Origin of the sequence: Asticcacaulis sp. W401b (genome assembly GCF_046503825.1) — a bacterium.
In the GTDB taxonomy this organism is placed as follows: Bacteria; Pseudomonadota; Alphaproteobacteria; order Caulobacterales; family Caulobacteraceae; genus Asticcacaulis.
This window is the reverse complement of record NZ_JBKFEE010000004.1, coordinates 173,390-188,151: the sequence shown is the minus strand read 5'-3', so window position 1 is coordinate 188,151 and position 14,762 is coordinate 173,390. Positions and strand designations below refer to the sequence as shown.

Annotated in this window: 12 protein-coding genes and 1 tRNA gene; 4 read left to right on the top strand and 9 right to left on the bottom strand. The window is 61.3% G+C overall.

Annotated features, from left to right (window positions below; all coding sequences use genetic code 11):
• Positions 1-43: 43 nt before the first annotated feature.
• Positions 44-1,378, top strand: coding sequence for a diguanylate cyclase domain-containing protein (locus ACK8OE_RS10670; protein ID WP_410272519.1), 1,335 nt, complete (start codon positions 44-46; stop codon positions 1,376-1,378).
• Here the strand turns inward: ACK8OE_RS10670 and mfd are convergent.
• Positions 1,375-4,881: a transcription-repair coupling factor gene (mfd, locus tag ACK8OE_RS10665; RefSeq protein WP_410272518.1), complete on the bottom strand. Its 3,507-nt coding sequence runs from the start codon at positions 4,879-4,881 to the stop codon at positions 1,375-1,377. The genes ACK8OE_RS10670 and mfd overlap by 4 nt on opposite strands.
• On the bottom strand, positions 4,882-5,175 hold the full coding sequence (locus tag ACK8OE_RS10660; protein WP_290798487.1) for a succinate dehydrogenase assembly factor 2: 294 nt from the start codon (positions 5,173-5,175) through the stop codon (positions 4,882-4,884). It abuts the gene before it with no gap.
• 65 nt (positions 5,176-5,240) lie between these two features.
• On the opposite strand from ACK8OE_RS10660, the gene recG reads away from it, so the two are divergent.
• Positions 5,241-7,307, top strand: coding sequence for an ATP-dependent DNA helicase RecG (gene recG / locus ACK8OE_RS10655; RefSeq protein ID WP_410272517.1), 2,067 nt, complete (start codon positions 5,241-5,243; stop codon positions 7,305-7,307).
• Here recG and ACK8OE_RS10650 read toward each other — a convergent pair.
• The 3 genes from ACK8OE_RS10650 to ACK8OE_RS10640 form a co-directional block, all read right to left on the bottom strand.
• On the bottom strand, positions 7,304-8,449 hold the full coding sequence (locus ACK8OE_RS10650; RefSeq protein ID WP_410272516.1) for a DUF3089 domain-containing protein: 1,146 nt from the start codon (positions 8,447-8,449) through the stop codon (positions 7,304-7,306). The genes recG and ACK8OE_RS10650 overlap by 4 nt on opposite strands.
• A 91-nt stretch (positions 8,450-8,540) precedes the next feature.
• A complete protein-coding gene (locus tag ACK8OE_RS10645; protein WP_410272515.1) occupies positions 8,541-9,467 on the bottom strand; it encodes a lysophospholipid acyltransferase family protein in 927 nt (308 codons plus the stop codon).
• Between the two features lie 13 nt (positions 9,468-9,480).
• Complete coding sequence (locus ACK8OE_RS10640; RefSeq protein ID WP_410272514.1) at positions 9,481-10,254, bottom strand: glycosyltransferase family 2 protein; 774 nt, start codon at positions 10,252-10,254, stop codon at positions 9,481-9,483.
• A 122-nt stretch (positions 10,255-10,376) separates the two neighbouring features.
• Here ACK8OE_RS10640 and ACK8OE_RS10635 point away from each other — a divergent pair, with 122 nt between their 5' ends.
• Together ACK8OE_RS10635 and sseA are read left to right on the top strand one after the other, a co-directional pair.
• Positions 10,377-11,831, top strand: a complete 1,455-nt coding sequence (locus ACK8OE_RS10635) for a cryptochrome/photolyase family protein (protein ID WP_410272513.1) — start codon at positions 10,377-10,379, stop codon at positions 11,829-11,831.
• Between the two features lie 3 nt (positions 11,832-11,834).
• Entirely contained in the window at positions 11,835-12,686 is an 852-nt protein-coding gene (sseA, locus tag ACK8OE_RS10630; RefSeq protein ID WP_410272512.1) for a 3-mercaptopyruvate sulfurtransferase, read from the top strand.
• On the opposite strand, the gene ACK8OE_RS10625 is transcribed toward sseA, so the two are convergent.
• The 4 genes from ACK8OE_RS10625 to ACK8OE_RS10610 form a co-directional block, all read right to left on the bottom strand.
• Complete coding sequence (locus ACK8OE_RS10625; RefSeq protein ID WP_410272511.1) at positions 12,665-13,780, bottom strand: amino acid ABC transporter substrate-binding protein; 1,116 nt, start codon at positions 13,778-13,780, stop codon at positions 12,665-12,667. The genes sseA and ACK8OE_RS10625 overlap by 22 nt on opposite strands.
• Before the next feature lie 100 nt (positions 13,781-13,880).
• Positions 13,881-13,957, bottom strand: a tRNA-Arg gene (locus ACK8OE_RS10620).
• An 11-nt stretch (positions 13,958-13,968) separates the two neighbouring features.
• On the bottom strand, positions 13,969-14,274 hold the full coding sequence (locus ACK8OE_RS10615; RefSeq protein WP_272742050.1) for an ETC complex I subunit: 306 nt from the start codon (positions 14,272-14,274) through the stop codon (positions 13,969-13,971).
• A gap of 99 nt (positions 14,275-14,373) precedes the next feature.
• Positions 14,374-14,757 carry a RidA family protein gene (locus ACK8OE_RS10610; protein ID WP_410272510.1) on the bottom strand — a complete coding sequence of 128 codons (384 nt, stop codon included), beginning with the start codon at positions 14,755-14,757 and terminating at the stop codon, positions 14,374-14,376.
• Positions 14,758-14,762 lie beyond the last annotated feature (5 nt).

Here is a 14,762-nt window from a genome sequence, read left to right as displayed (position 1 = left end):
CGGATATCCTGCGTGTCAGGGCCTGTATCTCAGGGAGTTTGAGTTGAATATTCAGGCGCGCGTCTTGCTGCTGGCGAAGGATCAGCAATGGCCTGAGCGGCTGGGGGCTGAGCTTGACCGGCTGGGCTGGCGCACCATTACGGCCTATCGCCCTGACGCGGCGCTGGCCTGTATCGGGGATCTTCAGATCGAGGCGGTTCTGGTCGATGCGGCCCATCCGGAGTGTTCGGCAAAGCTGGTGACCCAGTTGCGCGAAGCCTGCGCGCCGCGCCGCCTGCCCATTGTGCAGGTAACCCGCAATGGTCAATACGACATCCCCGAAGGCTGGGACATGGTCTATGACCGCGACGCCCACCCGCAGCAAATCCTCCTTGGCCTTGAGCACATGGTGCGCGCCAATGTCGCCGAAGAAGAATACGAGCTGCGGCGCGACACCCTGAACGCGCTGGGGCTGGACATACCGTCGCGCGACGATGACAAGCCGCTGGCCATACTTTCGGTAGGGCCGGCCGACCCGGATTTTCTGGCCCTTAGTCATACCCTACGCGCGCGGGGTGTGGACCTCTATGCCGCCTTCACCAGCTACTCAGCCTTTGATTATCTTCATGATAAGACGTTCGACGCCGTCGTCCTGTGGGGGCGTGAGTCCGTCGCGGAGGCCCTGTCGATCGCATCGGGTATGCGGCGTAATACCCGGCTCTACCACACGCCGGTATTCCTGCGTTTGCAGAAATCCGTCGATCTCGACCTGGGCGACGCCTTCCTGCGTGGCGTCAACGACGTCTCCGCGCCGGGCGCCAACGAAGCCGAAATCGCCGACCGGGTGCTGCGTCTGGCCCGCGCCTATCGTCGCCAGAGCAATACGCGGCAGGCGCTGGAGGCCGTCAACCACAGCCCATACATGGACAAAGGTACGGGGCTGTTTACCCGCGACCTGTTTGCCGCCCATCTGGCGCGTCTGGCCAAGGCGTCCAGCCAACGCAACCGGCCTTTGAGCGTCTGCGTGCTTAAAATCTCCGAAAATCCGGAAATTGCACAGGCCCGAATGCGCAAATCGCTTGAGCGCGCCATGCCTCAGATCGGGTCGATGATCTCGCGGCTGGTGCGCGCCGAAGACACGGCGGGCCGTTTGTCGGAAGAGGTGTTTGCTCTCGCCCTGCCCGCCACGCCCGAAGCCGCCGCGCGCCTGGTTGGGGAGCGGATCGGAGCCGTCATAAGCTGCACGGCGTTTGAATCCGGTAACGGTCGTTCGCCCTTTGTGGTCGAATTCGATGTCGGCGTAGCGGAACTGATCGACGGCGAACCCGTGGCCGAAGCCCTGACGCGCGCCGCTCAACAGATTCGCCCGTCTTCCGGGGATATGGATCAGGCGATTTAGCTTGCGGCTATGGCCGCCAGCCGCGTCATGATCTTTTCTGCAGCGGCCAGACGCCCCGCCGCGTCCGGCCATTCACCCCGTACCAGCAGCTTCTGATCCGGACGCAGTTTCCAATCCTGCGGATGCGCCTGAATGAGGCCAATCAGCCCCACCGGATTGCTGAACTGATCGTTTCGGAAGCTGATGACTGCGCCCTTCGGGCCGACATCAATCTTAGCGACATTGGCTTCGCGGCACAGGCCCTTGATGCCGACCACCTTCAGCAGTTGCTCTGCTTCTTCCGGAATCGGTCCGAAGCGGTCGATCAGTTCGGCAGCCAGCGCTTCGCGATCCTCGCGCTTTTCGGCCTCTGACACGCGGCGGTACAGGGACAGGCGGATATTGAGGTCCGGAATATAGTCTTCCGGGATCATGACGGCGGCGCCGGCATTGATCTGCGGCGACCAGCCCCGGTGATCCGTGGCCGGTTCATCGGCACGGCTGCGCAACTCATTCACAGCGTCTTCCAGCATCTGCTGATACAGCTCGACGCCGATTTCACGGATATGGCCAGACTGCTCATTGCCCAGCAGATTGCCGCCGCCACGGATATCCAGATCATGGCTGGCAAGCTGGAACCCAGCTCCCAAATTATCCAGAGATTGCAATACCTTCAAACGCTTTTCTGAGGCTTCACTTAAAATCTGATGCGGCTGGGTCGTCAGATAGGCAAAGGCGCGCGTCTTGGAGCGACCGACACGCCCGCGTATCTGATAAAGCTGCGCCAGACCAAACATGTCGGCGCGGTGGACGATCAGCGTATTGGCGGTCGGCACGTCCAGTCCGGACTCGACGATAGTGGTCGCCAGCAGCACATCGTACTGACCATCATAGAAGGCGGTCATGACTTCTTCGAGCTGGGTCGGGGTCATCTGACCGTGGCCGACGATAAACTTCACCTCCGGCACCTGCTCACGCAGAAAGCGTTCGAGGTCTGGCAGTTCTTTCAGGCGCGGCACCACATAATAGGCCTGTCCACCGCGATATTTTTCGCGCAGCAGGGCTTCGCGTATGCTGACGGCATCGAACGGCAGGACATAGGTGCGTACCGCCAGGCGATCCACCGGGGGCGTGGCGATGATGGACATTTCCCGAATGCCGGAAAGCGCCATCTGCAAGGTGCGCGGGATCGGCGTCGCCGACAGGGTCAGCATATGCACATCGGCACGGAAAGCCTTGAGCTTTTCCTTGTGCTTGACGCCGAAATGCTGCTCCTCATCGACGATAACAAGACCCAGATCCTTGAATCCGACCTGCTCGGACAGCAGGGCGTGCGTGCCGATCACAACCTCGACTTCGCCGTTTTTCAGGCCGTCGCGCGTCTCGTCCGCCTCCTTACGCGTTACCATGCGTGACAGATGGCGCACGCGGATCGGCCAGCCCTGAAAGCGTTGGCTGAAGGTCTTGAAATGCTGGCGCGCCAGAAGCGTCGTCGGGCAGATAATGGCCACCTGCTGCCCCGACATGGCCACCACAAAGGCCGCGCGCAAGGCCACCTCGGTCTTGCCAAAGCCGACATCGCCGCAGATGAGACGATCCATCGGATGCCCCTTCGACAGGTCGTCGAGCACATCGTGGATGGCGTTGAGCTGGTCTTCGGTTTCTTCGTAGGGGAATTGCGCACAGAATTCGTCGTAAAGCCCGGACGGCGGGTCGATCTGCTGACCCACCTTGAGCGCACGCGCCGCCGCGAGCTGGATCAGGCCATCGGCCATCTCACGCAGCTTTTCCTTGGCCTTCGCTTTGCGTGCCTGCCAGCTTGCCGAGCCCAGACGGTCCAGTTGCGCCGTGTCGGAATCCGCCCCATAGCGCGTCAGCAGGTCGATATTTTCGACCGGCAGGTACAGCTTGGCCTCGGCGGCGTATTGCAGTTCGAGGCAGGCGTGCGGGGCGTCATTGACGCTCAGCGTTTTCAGGCCCTCATAGCGCCCGATGCCGTGCTCGATATGCACCACCAGATCGCCTTGGGACAGGGATGAGGCTTCGGCCAGAAAATTGTTCGCACGCCGACGTTTACGCGGGCGAGCTAATCTATCACCTAAGATATCGGTTTCCGAAATAACCGCCAGGGTCTCGGTCTCAAACCCCTGATCGAGCGGCAAAACAGCGCGCTGGATCGGCTTGGCCTTGGTGCCGGCGACCCCGAAGCTCAGCGCGTCGGCATAGTCCTTGGCCAGCCGCGTCTTATCGAGCCCATGATCGGAGAGCATGGCTCCCAGACGATCAGACGAGCCTTCGGTCCACGAGGCGAACAGCACCCGCTTCCCGGCCTTCGACAGGGTCTTGGCGTGGTCAGCCACAGCCGTGAACAGGTTGACGCTATCCTGATGGCGTTCCGGCGCAAAACTGCGGCCCGGCCGCGCCCCCAGATCAACGGCTGAAGCATCATCGCGCTGAAAGGTCTCGAACTGACGCACGCGGCCCTTTTGCAGACCGCTCTGCCATTCGCTGTCGTCGAGATAGAGGCGACCGGGTGGCAGGGCGCGATAGCCGCTGTCCAGTTTGACGGCGCCCTTGGCCATGACGCGGGCATCGCCCGACCCTTTGCGCGACTCATAGGCATCGAGCACAGAGTCACGCCATTCGCCGAAGGCCTGTTCGGCCAGACCGTCCAGCAGGATCAGGGTCTGCGGCGGCAGATAGTCGAACACGCTGTCGAGGCGCTCGTAAAACAGCGGCAGCAGGGTTTCGACGCCTTGCCGGCGGATACCGGAAGACACGGCCGCATAGATCGGGTCATCGCCGGGCGCGCCGAAGTTTTCCAGATAGCCCTGACGGAAACGGCTGATGCTTTGTTCATCCAGCAGGATTTCGCTCACCGCCATGAAGTCAATCGCCGCAATCTGTTTCAGCGAGCGTTGGGTTTCCGGATCGAAGGTACGGATGGATTCGAGCTGATCGCCGAAGAAGTCGAGCCGCACCGGCTCGTCCCGACTGGGCGAAAAGACGTCGATAATGCCGCCACGCACGGCGAATTCGCCGCGTTCGGAAACGGTCGAGACGCGGTTATAGCCGTTGCGCGAAAAATAGGCCTCAAGCTCGCGCGTTTCGATACTCTGACCGGGTTTGAGCGACAACAGGCTGCCGCGCATGGCGTTGCGCGGCGGCACCTTCTGCGACAAGGCGGTCGAGGTGGTGAGGATCAGCACAGGCTTGGCCGGTTTCCCATTCAGCGCCTGAAGCCGCGTCAGGCCGCTCATGCGCTGGGCAATCAGGCCGGTCGTCGGGCTCACCCGGTCATAGGGCAGGCAGTCCCAGGCCGGAAAGCGAATCACATCCAGTTCCGGCGCATAGAAGGCCAGTTCTTCGGCGATGGCGTTCATGCGGCCATGATCACGCGCCACAAACAACGCTAATCCTTCAGCGCGCGTCAGGTCCGACGCCACCAGACTGTCGTAACCCGGCGGACACCCGGTCAGGGACAGGCGGGTGGCGGCGGCAGTAATGCGGGAAATATCGGACATCTATTGCTGAAGCTTTGTGTAAGCTATCTTATAATACTGATTGAGCTGGTTCATGATTTCCGAATCGTGCTCCGGGGGCACGGGGTCGCGTTCGATGATCCAGCCATAGAGATCCTGATCCGGTGCTTCGAGCAGGGCTTCGAAAATATCGAGCTGTTCGGCGGTCATGGTCGGCAGATACTCTTCGGCGAAATGCCCCAGAATGATGTCCGCCTCCTTGAAACCGCGGCGTGAGGCGCGGAACCACAGCTTGCGCAGGCGGGCCTGATGGAGATCGTCAGCGGTGTCGGTCATGGTTTTCCCGTCTATGGAGCGCAATCGCCCTTCTCTTTCATACGGTTTGGTGCTTGAAAGAGCCTATGCGTCCGGAAATTTTGTTCCCCTATTACACGTCTTTGACCGGCCTGAAAGGGGTCGGGCCGAAAATTGCGCCGCATCTGATCCGCCACGTCGGACCCTATGTGCGTGACCTGCTGTTTACCCTGCCCAGCCAGTTGATTTTTCGGCCCGTCAGTCGCATTGCCGAGGCCCGCGTGGGGCAGGTTCAGACCCTGTGCGTGACGATCGGCAGCTATCAGAAAAGCGCCGGTAAAGGGCCGCAGCGCATCACCGTCTTTGATGACAGCGGGCAGATGCAACTGACCTATTTCCACCCGATCCGGGGCTTTGAGCAGCAACACCCGGTCGGTGAAACCCGCTGGATCAGCGGCAGGGTCGAAAGTTTCGGTTCGTCGCTTCAGATGAACCATCCGGATTATGTGGTGCCTCTGGACAAACAGGACACCATCCCTCTGTTTGAAACCGTCTATCCGGCGACAGCGGCGGTTTCGCCCCGGCTGATGCGGCGCTTCGTCGAGGCAGCCCTGCACAGGGTGCCCGACCTGCCAGACTGGCTGGATATTGAGACGCTGGGGCGACTGAAAATTTCCGGTTTTTCGGATGCGTTGCGCGCCGCCCACGCCCCCGTGAGCGAAGCGGACCTGCTGCCCGATGCCCCGGCGCGCAAGCGGCTGGCCTATGATGAGGCGTTGGCCCATCAACTGGCGATGAAGGCGCGTAAGCAGCACCGTCAGGCCACCCCAGCCCTGATCATCGACCGTCACCTGTGGGCCGATAAGGCGTTGTCCACCCTGCCCTTCGCCCTCACGGGGGCGCAGACACGCGCCCTGAACGATATTCGCGGTGACCTGCGCTCCGGCGAACGCATGAACCGCCTCATTCAGGGCGATGTCGGGTCGGGCAAGACTCTGGTGGCCCTGATGGCCATGATCGACGTTGCCGAAGCCGGGCATCAGAGCGTCATGATGGCCCCGACCGAGATTCTGGCGCGCCAGCATTACGAAAAATCCCTGCCTATCCTGAGCGATATGGGCATTTCTGCCGTGCTGATGACCGGACGCGACAAGGGTAAGGAGCGCGAAGCCAAACGCGCCGCCGTAGCGTCGGGCGACACCACAATGATCTTTGGCACCCATGCCGTGTTTCAGGAAGGCGTGGCGTTCAAAAGCCTGCAATTCTGCGTTATCGACGAACAGCACCGCTTCGGCGTGGGACAGCGGCAACGCCTGTTCCTGAAAGGCGACAGCGTCCACTACCTGTCCATGTCGGCGACGCCCATTCCGCGCACGCTGGCCCTCACCCAATATGGCGAGTCTGACCTCAGTGTGCTCGATGAAAAGCCCGCCGGGCGGCAACCCATCCACACAGCGGTCATCCCGCGCGCGCGTTTGTCAGACGTCTTTGATCGGCTGAAATCGGCCATAGCCGCCGGATCGCAGGCCTACTGGATCTGCCCGCTGGTCGAAGACAGCGCCGAGTCCGACCTGATCGCGGTCGAAGCCCGTCACGAGTCGCTTCAGGAAGCGCTGGGGCGTGAAGTCGGGCTGGTGCACGGGCGAATGCCGTCGGCCGAAAAAGAAGACGTCGTGGCGCGTTTTGCCTCCGGCGAACTGCCGCTGCTATGCGCGACGACCGTGGTCGAAGTCGGCATCGACGTGCCCAATGCCTCGATCATCATTATCGAACAGGCCGAACGCTTCGGTTTGGCACAATTGCATCAGTTGCGGGGCCGGGTCGGGCGGGGTTCGGCCAAAAGTGCCTGCATCCTACTCTATGACATGCCATTGGGACAGGCCGCCAAGGCGCGGCTGGAACTGCTGCGCACGACGGAAGACGGGTTTGAGATCGCCGAGATGGACTGGAAACTGCGCGGTGAAGGCGATGTGCTGGGCGCGCGGCAGTCCGGCTTCCCCGCCTATCGCTTTGTTGATCCGGTGGCGCACGCCGACCTGATCGCTATGGCGTCGCGTGAGGCGCAGTATATTCTTCAGTACGAAGCGCAATTCCCGCCCCAGCGTCGGCAGTCTCTGGAAGTCCTGCGCCACCTGTTCGACTGGCGACCCGATGCAGCGGATAAGGTGGATTAATCCCGTCGGGCCCCGCGCCAGGCGAGCCACCGCGCCTGAGAATCCGCTTGAAGATCGGCATAGAACAGATTGTAGGGACGTACTTTTTTACTATCCGCCCATGACCCGTCAATATCGAAAGACGGACCCGACGGGCGCGCCACATAGAGGATATCGCCGCGGCAGCGCGCGCTAACCTTGCGCGGCATCAGGGCCGGCGTCGTCCCCCATTCCAGCCCCGTCGCATTGGCGGCACCCAGACTGTGACGCGCCTCGACCTCCTTGTCCGTCACACCTCCCGTCAACGGATTGACGCACAGGGCCTTACCGTCAAGTGGCTCCATAATGCTGGTGGGGCTCCACTCCATGGCGCGGCGCTGCGCCTGCAAGGCGCGGTCAGGACGGCCATTATCGACGCTCAGATAAGCAACGACGCAGCCATATTGGGTACGCTGCTGACAGGCCGGGACCGCTTGCCCCGCTTGAAAATCATCGGCAGGAGTTAGGGCTTCGAGAAAATAGACAGCGACCAGCGCCGACTTTAGCGCCTCATCGGTCAAGATGCGCTCTTTCAGCAGCCGCTGCCCCAGGAACGCCCCCTGCTCCAGCCCCACAATGATAAAGCCGCTGCCGTTACGGCGCTGGGCCAGAAAGGCGTCAAAGGCGGCCTCAACATCCCCATAGGCAAATTGCCGGGCCTCACGCGCATCTTCGCGTTGCGTCAGTTGGCTGTAGAGGCTGGCCTGACGATAGCGCGGCGCATAGACATAGCCGACCGCATTGAACGGTCCGGCATAGTTAGGGAGTTGATTGCGTATAACCTCGGCGCTGGCCGTGGGATCATCAATCGGTCCCACCCAGTCCTTACCGCCATTGAAGGTCGTGCCGTGGATGAAGAAGATATCGACTTTTTGAGGATTACGGTTGCGACGTACCTCCAACCCGTTGAGCGCCGGATTAAGATACCAGCCGCTCACCTTGCTATAATCAGGGGCAGCCGGCGGCACATAGGTTTGAAACGGCACCTTGGGGTCGAGATTGTGACGCATAATGTCGTCACCCCACAGCGTGCCGACCATGACCACAAACAGCCCTCCCAGCAGGGAGAAGCCGGCGATCAGCAGGCGTCTATGGGCAAGGGGAAGCTTGGGCTTATCGGACATGCAGCAGGCGACGGTTTCCTTCAGGCCTCTATCATGAGGCCGGGCGTGGCATCAGGCAAGCGCTACGCGCTTCACATATTATGAGCCCACGTTAAGGGGCTTTGGGCGTGCCCGGTTTATAGGCGTCATTGGGCCAGCGCTTATGCACCCAGAACCATTCTTCCGGCCGCGCACGCACCACCTCTTCGATAAAGGTCGAAACCTTGGCCACGGTGCTGTCGATATCAGCAGCCTTATGGCCGGTATCATCCACCTCAATCGGCTCATGAACGATCACACGGAAGCGCGCCTTGTGCAGACGCTCGACCGTCATCGGCTGCAAGACCGTGCCAAAGCGCATAGCCAGCCGCGTCGGGCCGGGCGCCGTATCGACGCTGCGCCCGAAAAAGGGGGTGGCGACGCCGCGATTGAACTTCTGATCATTCATCAGTGCCACTGATTCGCCCTTGCCCATAGCGATCAGCAATTCCTTGGCCCCATCGCCGCCCTTCGGGGCAAACAGACGCACGCCGTATCGCATCCGCCCGGCCTTGATGCGCTCATCGACATAAGGGTTGTTCGCGGCGCGATAGGTCATCTGACACTCGACCCCGGCATCGACGATGGTCGAGGGCATAATCTCCCAGTTGGCAAAGTGCCCGGAGATGAAGACCACGGGGGTCTGGCTCTCGGCGATGGCCTTCAACCGCTCCATATTGACCACCTCAACGCGCCCGTTGGCGATGCGGATGCGGTCCATAATGGCGAATTCGGCAAAGGTGCGCCCAAGATTGTCCCACTGCGCGCGGGCGACGTTCGCCTTCCACGCCTCATCCTTGTCCGGAAAGGCGAGGTCGAGGTTCTGACGTACCAGTTTTTGGGTCGGGGTGATGGGGCCTATGGCCTTGAGCAGCCACGCTCCCATATCCGACGCCGTATCGACCGGCAAGGCGCGCACGACACCGACAAACAGGTCATACATCAGCGCTTCGAAGCGCCAGGCCACATCTTGCCAGAAGGAGGGTTTTGCAGAAGACATGTAATCTGACGCCTTAAGATTTTACTTTAAGCTCTTTTTGAGCTTTGAGAATTTTTAACAGGCGCTTCGCCCGGGCCTCGGCCGCCAGATGGCTGGATAACACCCCATCCCAGCCACCGGTGAAGTGGCAACGGAACAGGAAGTACCGCGTGAAAACGAACGGATATTCGAACGGCAGACGCAGCCAGATCGCCCAGGCGGGCTTTTTCAGCGCCTTGGCCTGAAGGTTGGTGTAGGACTCGAGCTTCTGCCGGATATGCTCATAAGAGCGCGCCGAAAAGTGCGTCGCCGACCCGTGTAGCTGCCCTACGGGCTCGTCTCTGGTGTCCACCGTGTCATGCACCAGCGAGTCGCGGAACCGCACCTTGCGACGGTCATAGAGGCGGACATAGTTGTGATAGTCGGCCCACAGGCGCGGCTTATCCTTACCCGGATAGACATTGCGCAGCTTGAAGCGGTAGGCCGGCAGGTCAGGGCCGCGCGCCATCAGGGCCTTGATTTCCTGATATAACTGCGGCGTCACCACCTCATCGGCGTCGAGATTGAGTATCCAGTCGAAGCTCGCGCAGTCTTCGGAAAAGCGCTTTTGCGGCCCGTACCCCACCCAGTCATTGTGAAAGACCTTCGCCCCCATCTGACGGGCCATGTCCGGCGTGCCGTCCGTGGAACCGGAATCGACCACCACCACCTCATCGACCAGCCCCTCAATCGCCCGCAGACAATTGGCGAGACGATCGGCTTCATTCTTGGTGATAATACACGCGCTCAGTTTCGGCGGTGAGGACATAAAGGGACTCTGGATGCTAGATCATTCTGGCTTAGTCGCCTCCCCCCATCCGGTCAATAGTCATCGGATTGATCGAACCCGCCCGGCCGCACGTACACCGGGTTTTGAACAGGCCCCAATTGATGACCCAAACGACGATCCTGTGGTTTCGTTCCGATCTGCGACTGCAAGATCATGAAAGCGTGGAAGCCGCGCTCAACAGCGGCAACCCGGTGGTGCCGGTCTATATTTACGACGACCAACTGGCGCAACGGCCTTTAGGAGCCGCTTCGAAATGGTGGCTGGATCGCTCCTTGCGCGCGCTGGATCAGGGTTTGCGGGCGCACGGATCACGTCTGATCGTCCTCAAAGGGCCGGCGATGGCGCACTTGAAGCGCCTGATCGGGCAGGTTTCGGCGACGCGACTGATCCTCTCACGTACCTTTGAGCCGAAAATCGACGCCTTCGATGCCGGTCTGGGCAAGGGGCTGGGCATCCCAGTCGAGAGTTTCAACACACACCTTCTGTCCGATCCGACGCAGATTCGCACGGGCGACGGCAATCCGTATAAGGTCTTTACCCCCTTCTACCGTGCCCTGCTGGCACATGGAGCGGCAAAGGGCCATGCGCGAAAACCCGTGGCGACCCATTGGCCGGCCCCTGCTGAGTGGCCGGAGAGCATGGAGATTGATGCGCTGGGGCTCAAACCCGCACTGACGCCATCGGGGCACGACTGGTCTAAAGGTTTCGATCTGTGGACGCCGGGCGAAGACGGCGCGCATCAGCGCCTGTCGGCCTTTCTGCGCTCCGGGCTGAAAGGCTATGCGCCGGATCGCGACCGGCCCGATCTCGACATCACCTCGCGCCTGTCGCCGCATCTGCGTTTTGGAGAAATCAGCCCGCACCGGGTTCTGCACGAGGCCGAAGCGCACGCCGCCTCTCATCCGGCCCTGCGCGAAGACCTCGAAAAATTCAGGGCCGAACTGGCCTGGCGCGATTTCAGCTACAATATCCTGCAACTCCAGCCGGACCTTGATCGTGTCAATTTCAAAAGCGCCTTCGATGCCATGCCGTGGCGAGACGATCCGGCCGGCTTGCGCGCGTGGCAGCGCGGCGAAACCGGCTACAGTCTGGTCGATGCCGGTATGCGTCAGCTCTGGCGCACGGGGTTCATGCACAACCGCGTGCGCATGGTCTGCGCCTCGTTCCTGTCCAAGCACCTGCTGATCGACTGGCGGCTGGGGGAACAGTGGTTCTGGGACACGCTGGTCGATGCCGACCCGGCCAGCAATACGGCCAGTTGGCAATGGGTGGCTGGGTCCGGTGCCGATGCCGCTCCTTATTTCCGTATCTTCAACCCCTTGACTCAGGCCGAGAAATTCGACCCGAAGGGAGCCTATCGCCGACGTTTTGCTTCCGGTTTTACGGAAAAGATAACAGACGCGGCATCCGCTCATCACCAAAAATTTGAACGCGACCTGTTTGATTTCGCAGGCGTTTCGGCCTCTAACTCAAAGGGTGCGCCGCGAATGATCGTCGATCACGCTATGGCACGTCAGCGGGCGCTCGACGCCTATGCGCAGATGAAAGAGGACTGAGCCATGCCTGCCCAGACAGAGGCCGATACCCTGAAACCCCTGCTCGATGCCGGGGCAGTCAAGATCATCGACGGCAGTTGGGCGCTGGATGGCACGGACATGCGCGCCCTCTATGCCGAAAGCCATATCCCGACGGCGCAGTTCTTCGATATCGACGCCATCAGTGACCGCAGCAGCGGCCTGCCGCACATGGCCCCGACACCCGAGGTGTTCGCGCAGGCGGTCGGCGACATGAGCATCAGTGAAACCGACCACGTGGTGATCTATGACCGGCAGGGTCTGTTTTCCGCGGCGCGCGTGTGGTGGACCTTCCGCCTGATGGGCCATAAAAAGGTGCAGGTGCTGAAGGGTGGATTACCGGCGTGGCTAGCGGCTGGCTATCCGACAGGTAGCGGCGCGGAATGGGTCAAGGGCGTCCCCTACACACCGAATCCAAACCCCGATATGGTTATATCTCTCAATGTATTGCAGGCACATCTTGGCGCATCGGATGAGATGGTGCTGGACGCCCGCCCGGCCGCGCGTTTTGATGGCACAGCCCCGGAACCGCGCGCTGGTCTGCGCTCCGGGCACATGCCAGGCAGCCGCAGCCTGCCTGCCAGTGAACTGATCCGCGACGGGGCGCTGAAACCGCTCGCAGACCTGAAAAACATCTTCTCGGCCCTGCACGTCACGCCCAAAACGCAGGTCATCACCTCGTGTGGATCAGGGGTGACGGCGGCCATTATCGCCCTGGCCCTGCATGAGATCGGCCATGACAAGGTGCGGCTCTATGACGGGTCTTGGGCCGAATGGGGTCAGGCCACACTCGACACGCCGGTCGTTCAATCCGATCAGCGCACCGGCGGCGAATAGAGCAGGCCGCGTTCGGGCGCGTTCCATTGCGCATTCAGCCCGCGCGACAGCTTAAGCGGCGAGTCCGCGCCGATATTGCGATCGAAGATTTCGCCGTAATTACCGACCTGAGACACGATATTATAGGCCCATTCCGGCCCCAGCCCCAGACCGCCGCCCAGATTGCCCTCTGAGCCCAGAAGGCGCCGGACCTCCGGGTTCTGGGATTCCAGTTGATCCGCCTTGACTGACTGGCTCGTCACGCCCAGTTCCTCCGCGACGATGGTCGCATAGAGCGTCCAGCGCACAATGTCCGTCCACTGGTCGTCCCCTTGCCGCACGACCGGCCCCAGAGGCTCCTTCGAGATGATTTCCGGCAAAATGGTGTGGGCCGTCGGGTCGCTCAGCGTCGTGCGCGCCGCCGCCAGAGCCGACACGTCGCTGCTCAGAGCATCGCACTGACTGGCGGCATAGGCGTCGCGCCCCTCGTCCTCGTTCTTGACCACGACGGGGTTATATTTCAGCCCGCGCGCGCGGAAAAAATCGGCCAGATTAAGCTCGCTGGTTGACCCCGTCTGCACGCAGATGCGCGCGCCGTTCAATTCGGTGGCGCTGTTCAGCCGCAGGGATTTGCGGACCAGAAAACCCTGACCGTCATAATAGTTGATGCCTGCGTAATCGACCTGATCCGCGGCGTCGCGCGACAGGGTCCAGGAGGTCGAACGCCACAGCACATCGACCTTGCCGGTTTTCAGCGCCTCGAAACGTTCGGTCGTAGTGAGCGGCACAGAGGTCACCTTATCGGCGTCGGAAAAGATAGCGGCGGCCAGAGCGCGGCAGAAATCGGCGTCGAATCCACGCCAGCGCCCGGAATTGTCCTTATACGAAAAGCCGATCAGACCGGGATGCACGCCGCAATTGACCCGCCCGCGCGTCAAGACGGCCTTTAGCGTGGCACTGTCGCTTTGGGTGGGGGGGAGCGCGGCCTCAGGGGCTTTAGCGGGCGGCTTGTCGTCTGTGGTCTTTTGTCCCTGCCCGCACGCCGTCAGACCGCACACAAGACCGGCCAGAGCAATCGGCGCGGCAAGGCGGGACAAGAGGCGGAACACGGACATGGGCAACAGGGCCTTTACGGTGGCGGCGCACCCTATTCAACACCAGCCCGCCGTCCCGGTCAAAGCGAAAGGGACGATCAGTGCTCACAAATTGGAGAAATGGCGACCCCGGCAGGATTCGAACCTGCGACCGTCCGCTTAGAAGGCGGATGCTCTATCCAGCTGAGCTACGGAGTCAGAAAGCGCTTTTAGTGCGTCCAGCTCTGGCGGCGGTTGGACGCGAAATTGTCGGCATAGGCCTTGATGATCTTCGGCGGGGTTTCCGGCTCGATCAGGCGGAACGGAATGCCGTGGGTTTCAGCATAGGCCATAGCCTGTTCCTTGGTATCGAAGGAGAGGCGCACCTGGGTATTGGTGTCCGCCGCCGAAATCCAGCCCATCAGCGGGTCAGGCGTGCGCGCCGAGGCCGGTTCGAACTCCAGCACCCAATCCTGAGTCTTGGCCTTGCCCGACTGCATGGCGGTCTTGGACGGCTTGAAGATGCGCGCGAACATGACAATCTCCTGCGGACGCGAAATCTGTCCGGATTCGATATCCGGATGGTCAAGGTCTGTTACTACAAACCCGCTTTTTGGCAAAGGGCTTTTGCCCGATTACCCTTCTATCTGAGCCGAGGCTTCGATCTCAACCAGCCATTCGGGGTTGATAAGGGCCGAGGTGCCGAGGAAGCTCGACGCCGGACGAATCTCACCGAAGACTTCACCGTGGGCACGGGCGGCTTCCTGCCACAGCGACATATCGGTCAGGAAGATGCGCGTGCGGATGATGTCGGTCACCGAACCGCCCGCCTCTTCCACCGCCTTGACGATAGTTTCGAGGATGGTCTTGGTTTGCAGGTAGCAATCCCCTGCCCCGACCAGCTTGCCATCGCGCATGGCCGTGGTGCCGGCGACCTCGATACGGTTGCCGATACGCACGGCGCGTGAAAAACCGATGGTCGGTTCAAACGGCGAACCGGAAGAAATAAGCTGACGCATGAGGA

Coding starts and splice junctions, on each gene's coding strand:
- ACK8OE_RS10660 (WP_290798487.1), bottom strand. CDS start 5,175: ATGACCGACACCGCTGACGATCTCCATCAGGCCCGCCTGCGCAAGCTG.
- ACK8OE_RS10645 (WP_410272515.1), bottom strand. CDS start 9,467: ATGTCTTCTGCAAAACCCTCCTTCTGGCAAGATGTGGCCTGGCGCTTC.
- ACK8OE_RS10625 (WP_410272511.1), bottom strand. CDS start 13,780: ATGTCCGTGTTCCGCCTCTTGTCCCGCCTTGCCGCGCCGATTGCTCTG.
- ACK8OE_RS10640 (WP_410272514.1), bottom strand. CDS start 10,254: ATGTCCTCACCGCCGAAACTGAGCGCGTGTATTATCACCAAGAATGAA.
- ACK8OE_RS10650 (WP_410272516.1), bottom strand. CDS start 8,449: ATGTCCGATAAGCCCAAGCTTCCCCTTGCCCATAGACGCCTGCTGATC.
- ACK8OE_RS10635 (WP_410272513.1), top strand. CDS start 10,377: ATGACCCAAACGACGATCCTGTGGTTTCGTTCCGATCTGCGACTGCAA.
- ACK8OE_RS10610 (WP_410272510.1), bottom strand. CDS start 14,757: ATGCGTCAGCTTATTTCTTCCGGTTCGCCGTTTGAACCGACCATCGGT.
- ACK8OE_RS10615 (WP_272742050.1), bottom strand. CDS start 14,274: ATGTTCGCGCGCATCTTCAAGCCGTCCAAGACCGCCATGCAGTCGGGC.
- recG (WP_410272517.1), top strand. CDS start 5,241: ATGCGTCCGGAAATTTTGTTCCCCTATTACACGTCTTTGACCGGCCTG.
- sseA (WP_410272512.1), top strand. CDS start 11,835: ATGCCTGCCCAGACAGAGGCCGATACCCTGAAACCCCTGCTCGATGCC.
- mfd (WP_410272518.1), bottom strand. CDS start 4,881: ATGTCCGATATTTCCCGCATTACTGCCGCCGCCACCCGCCTGTCCCTG.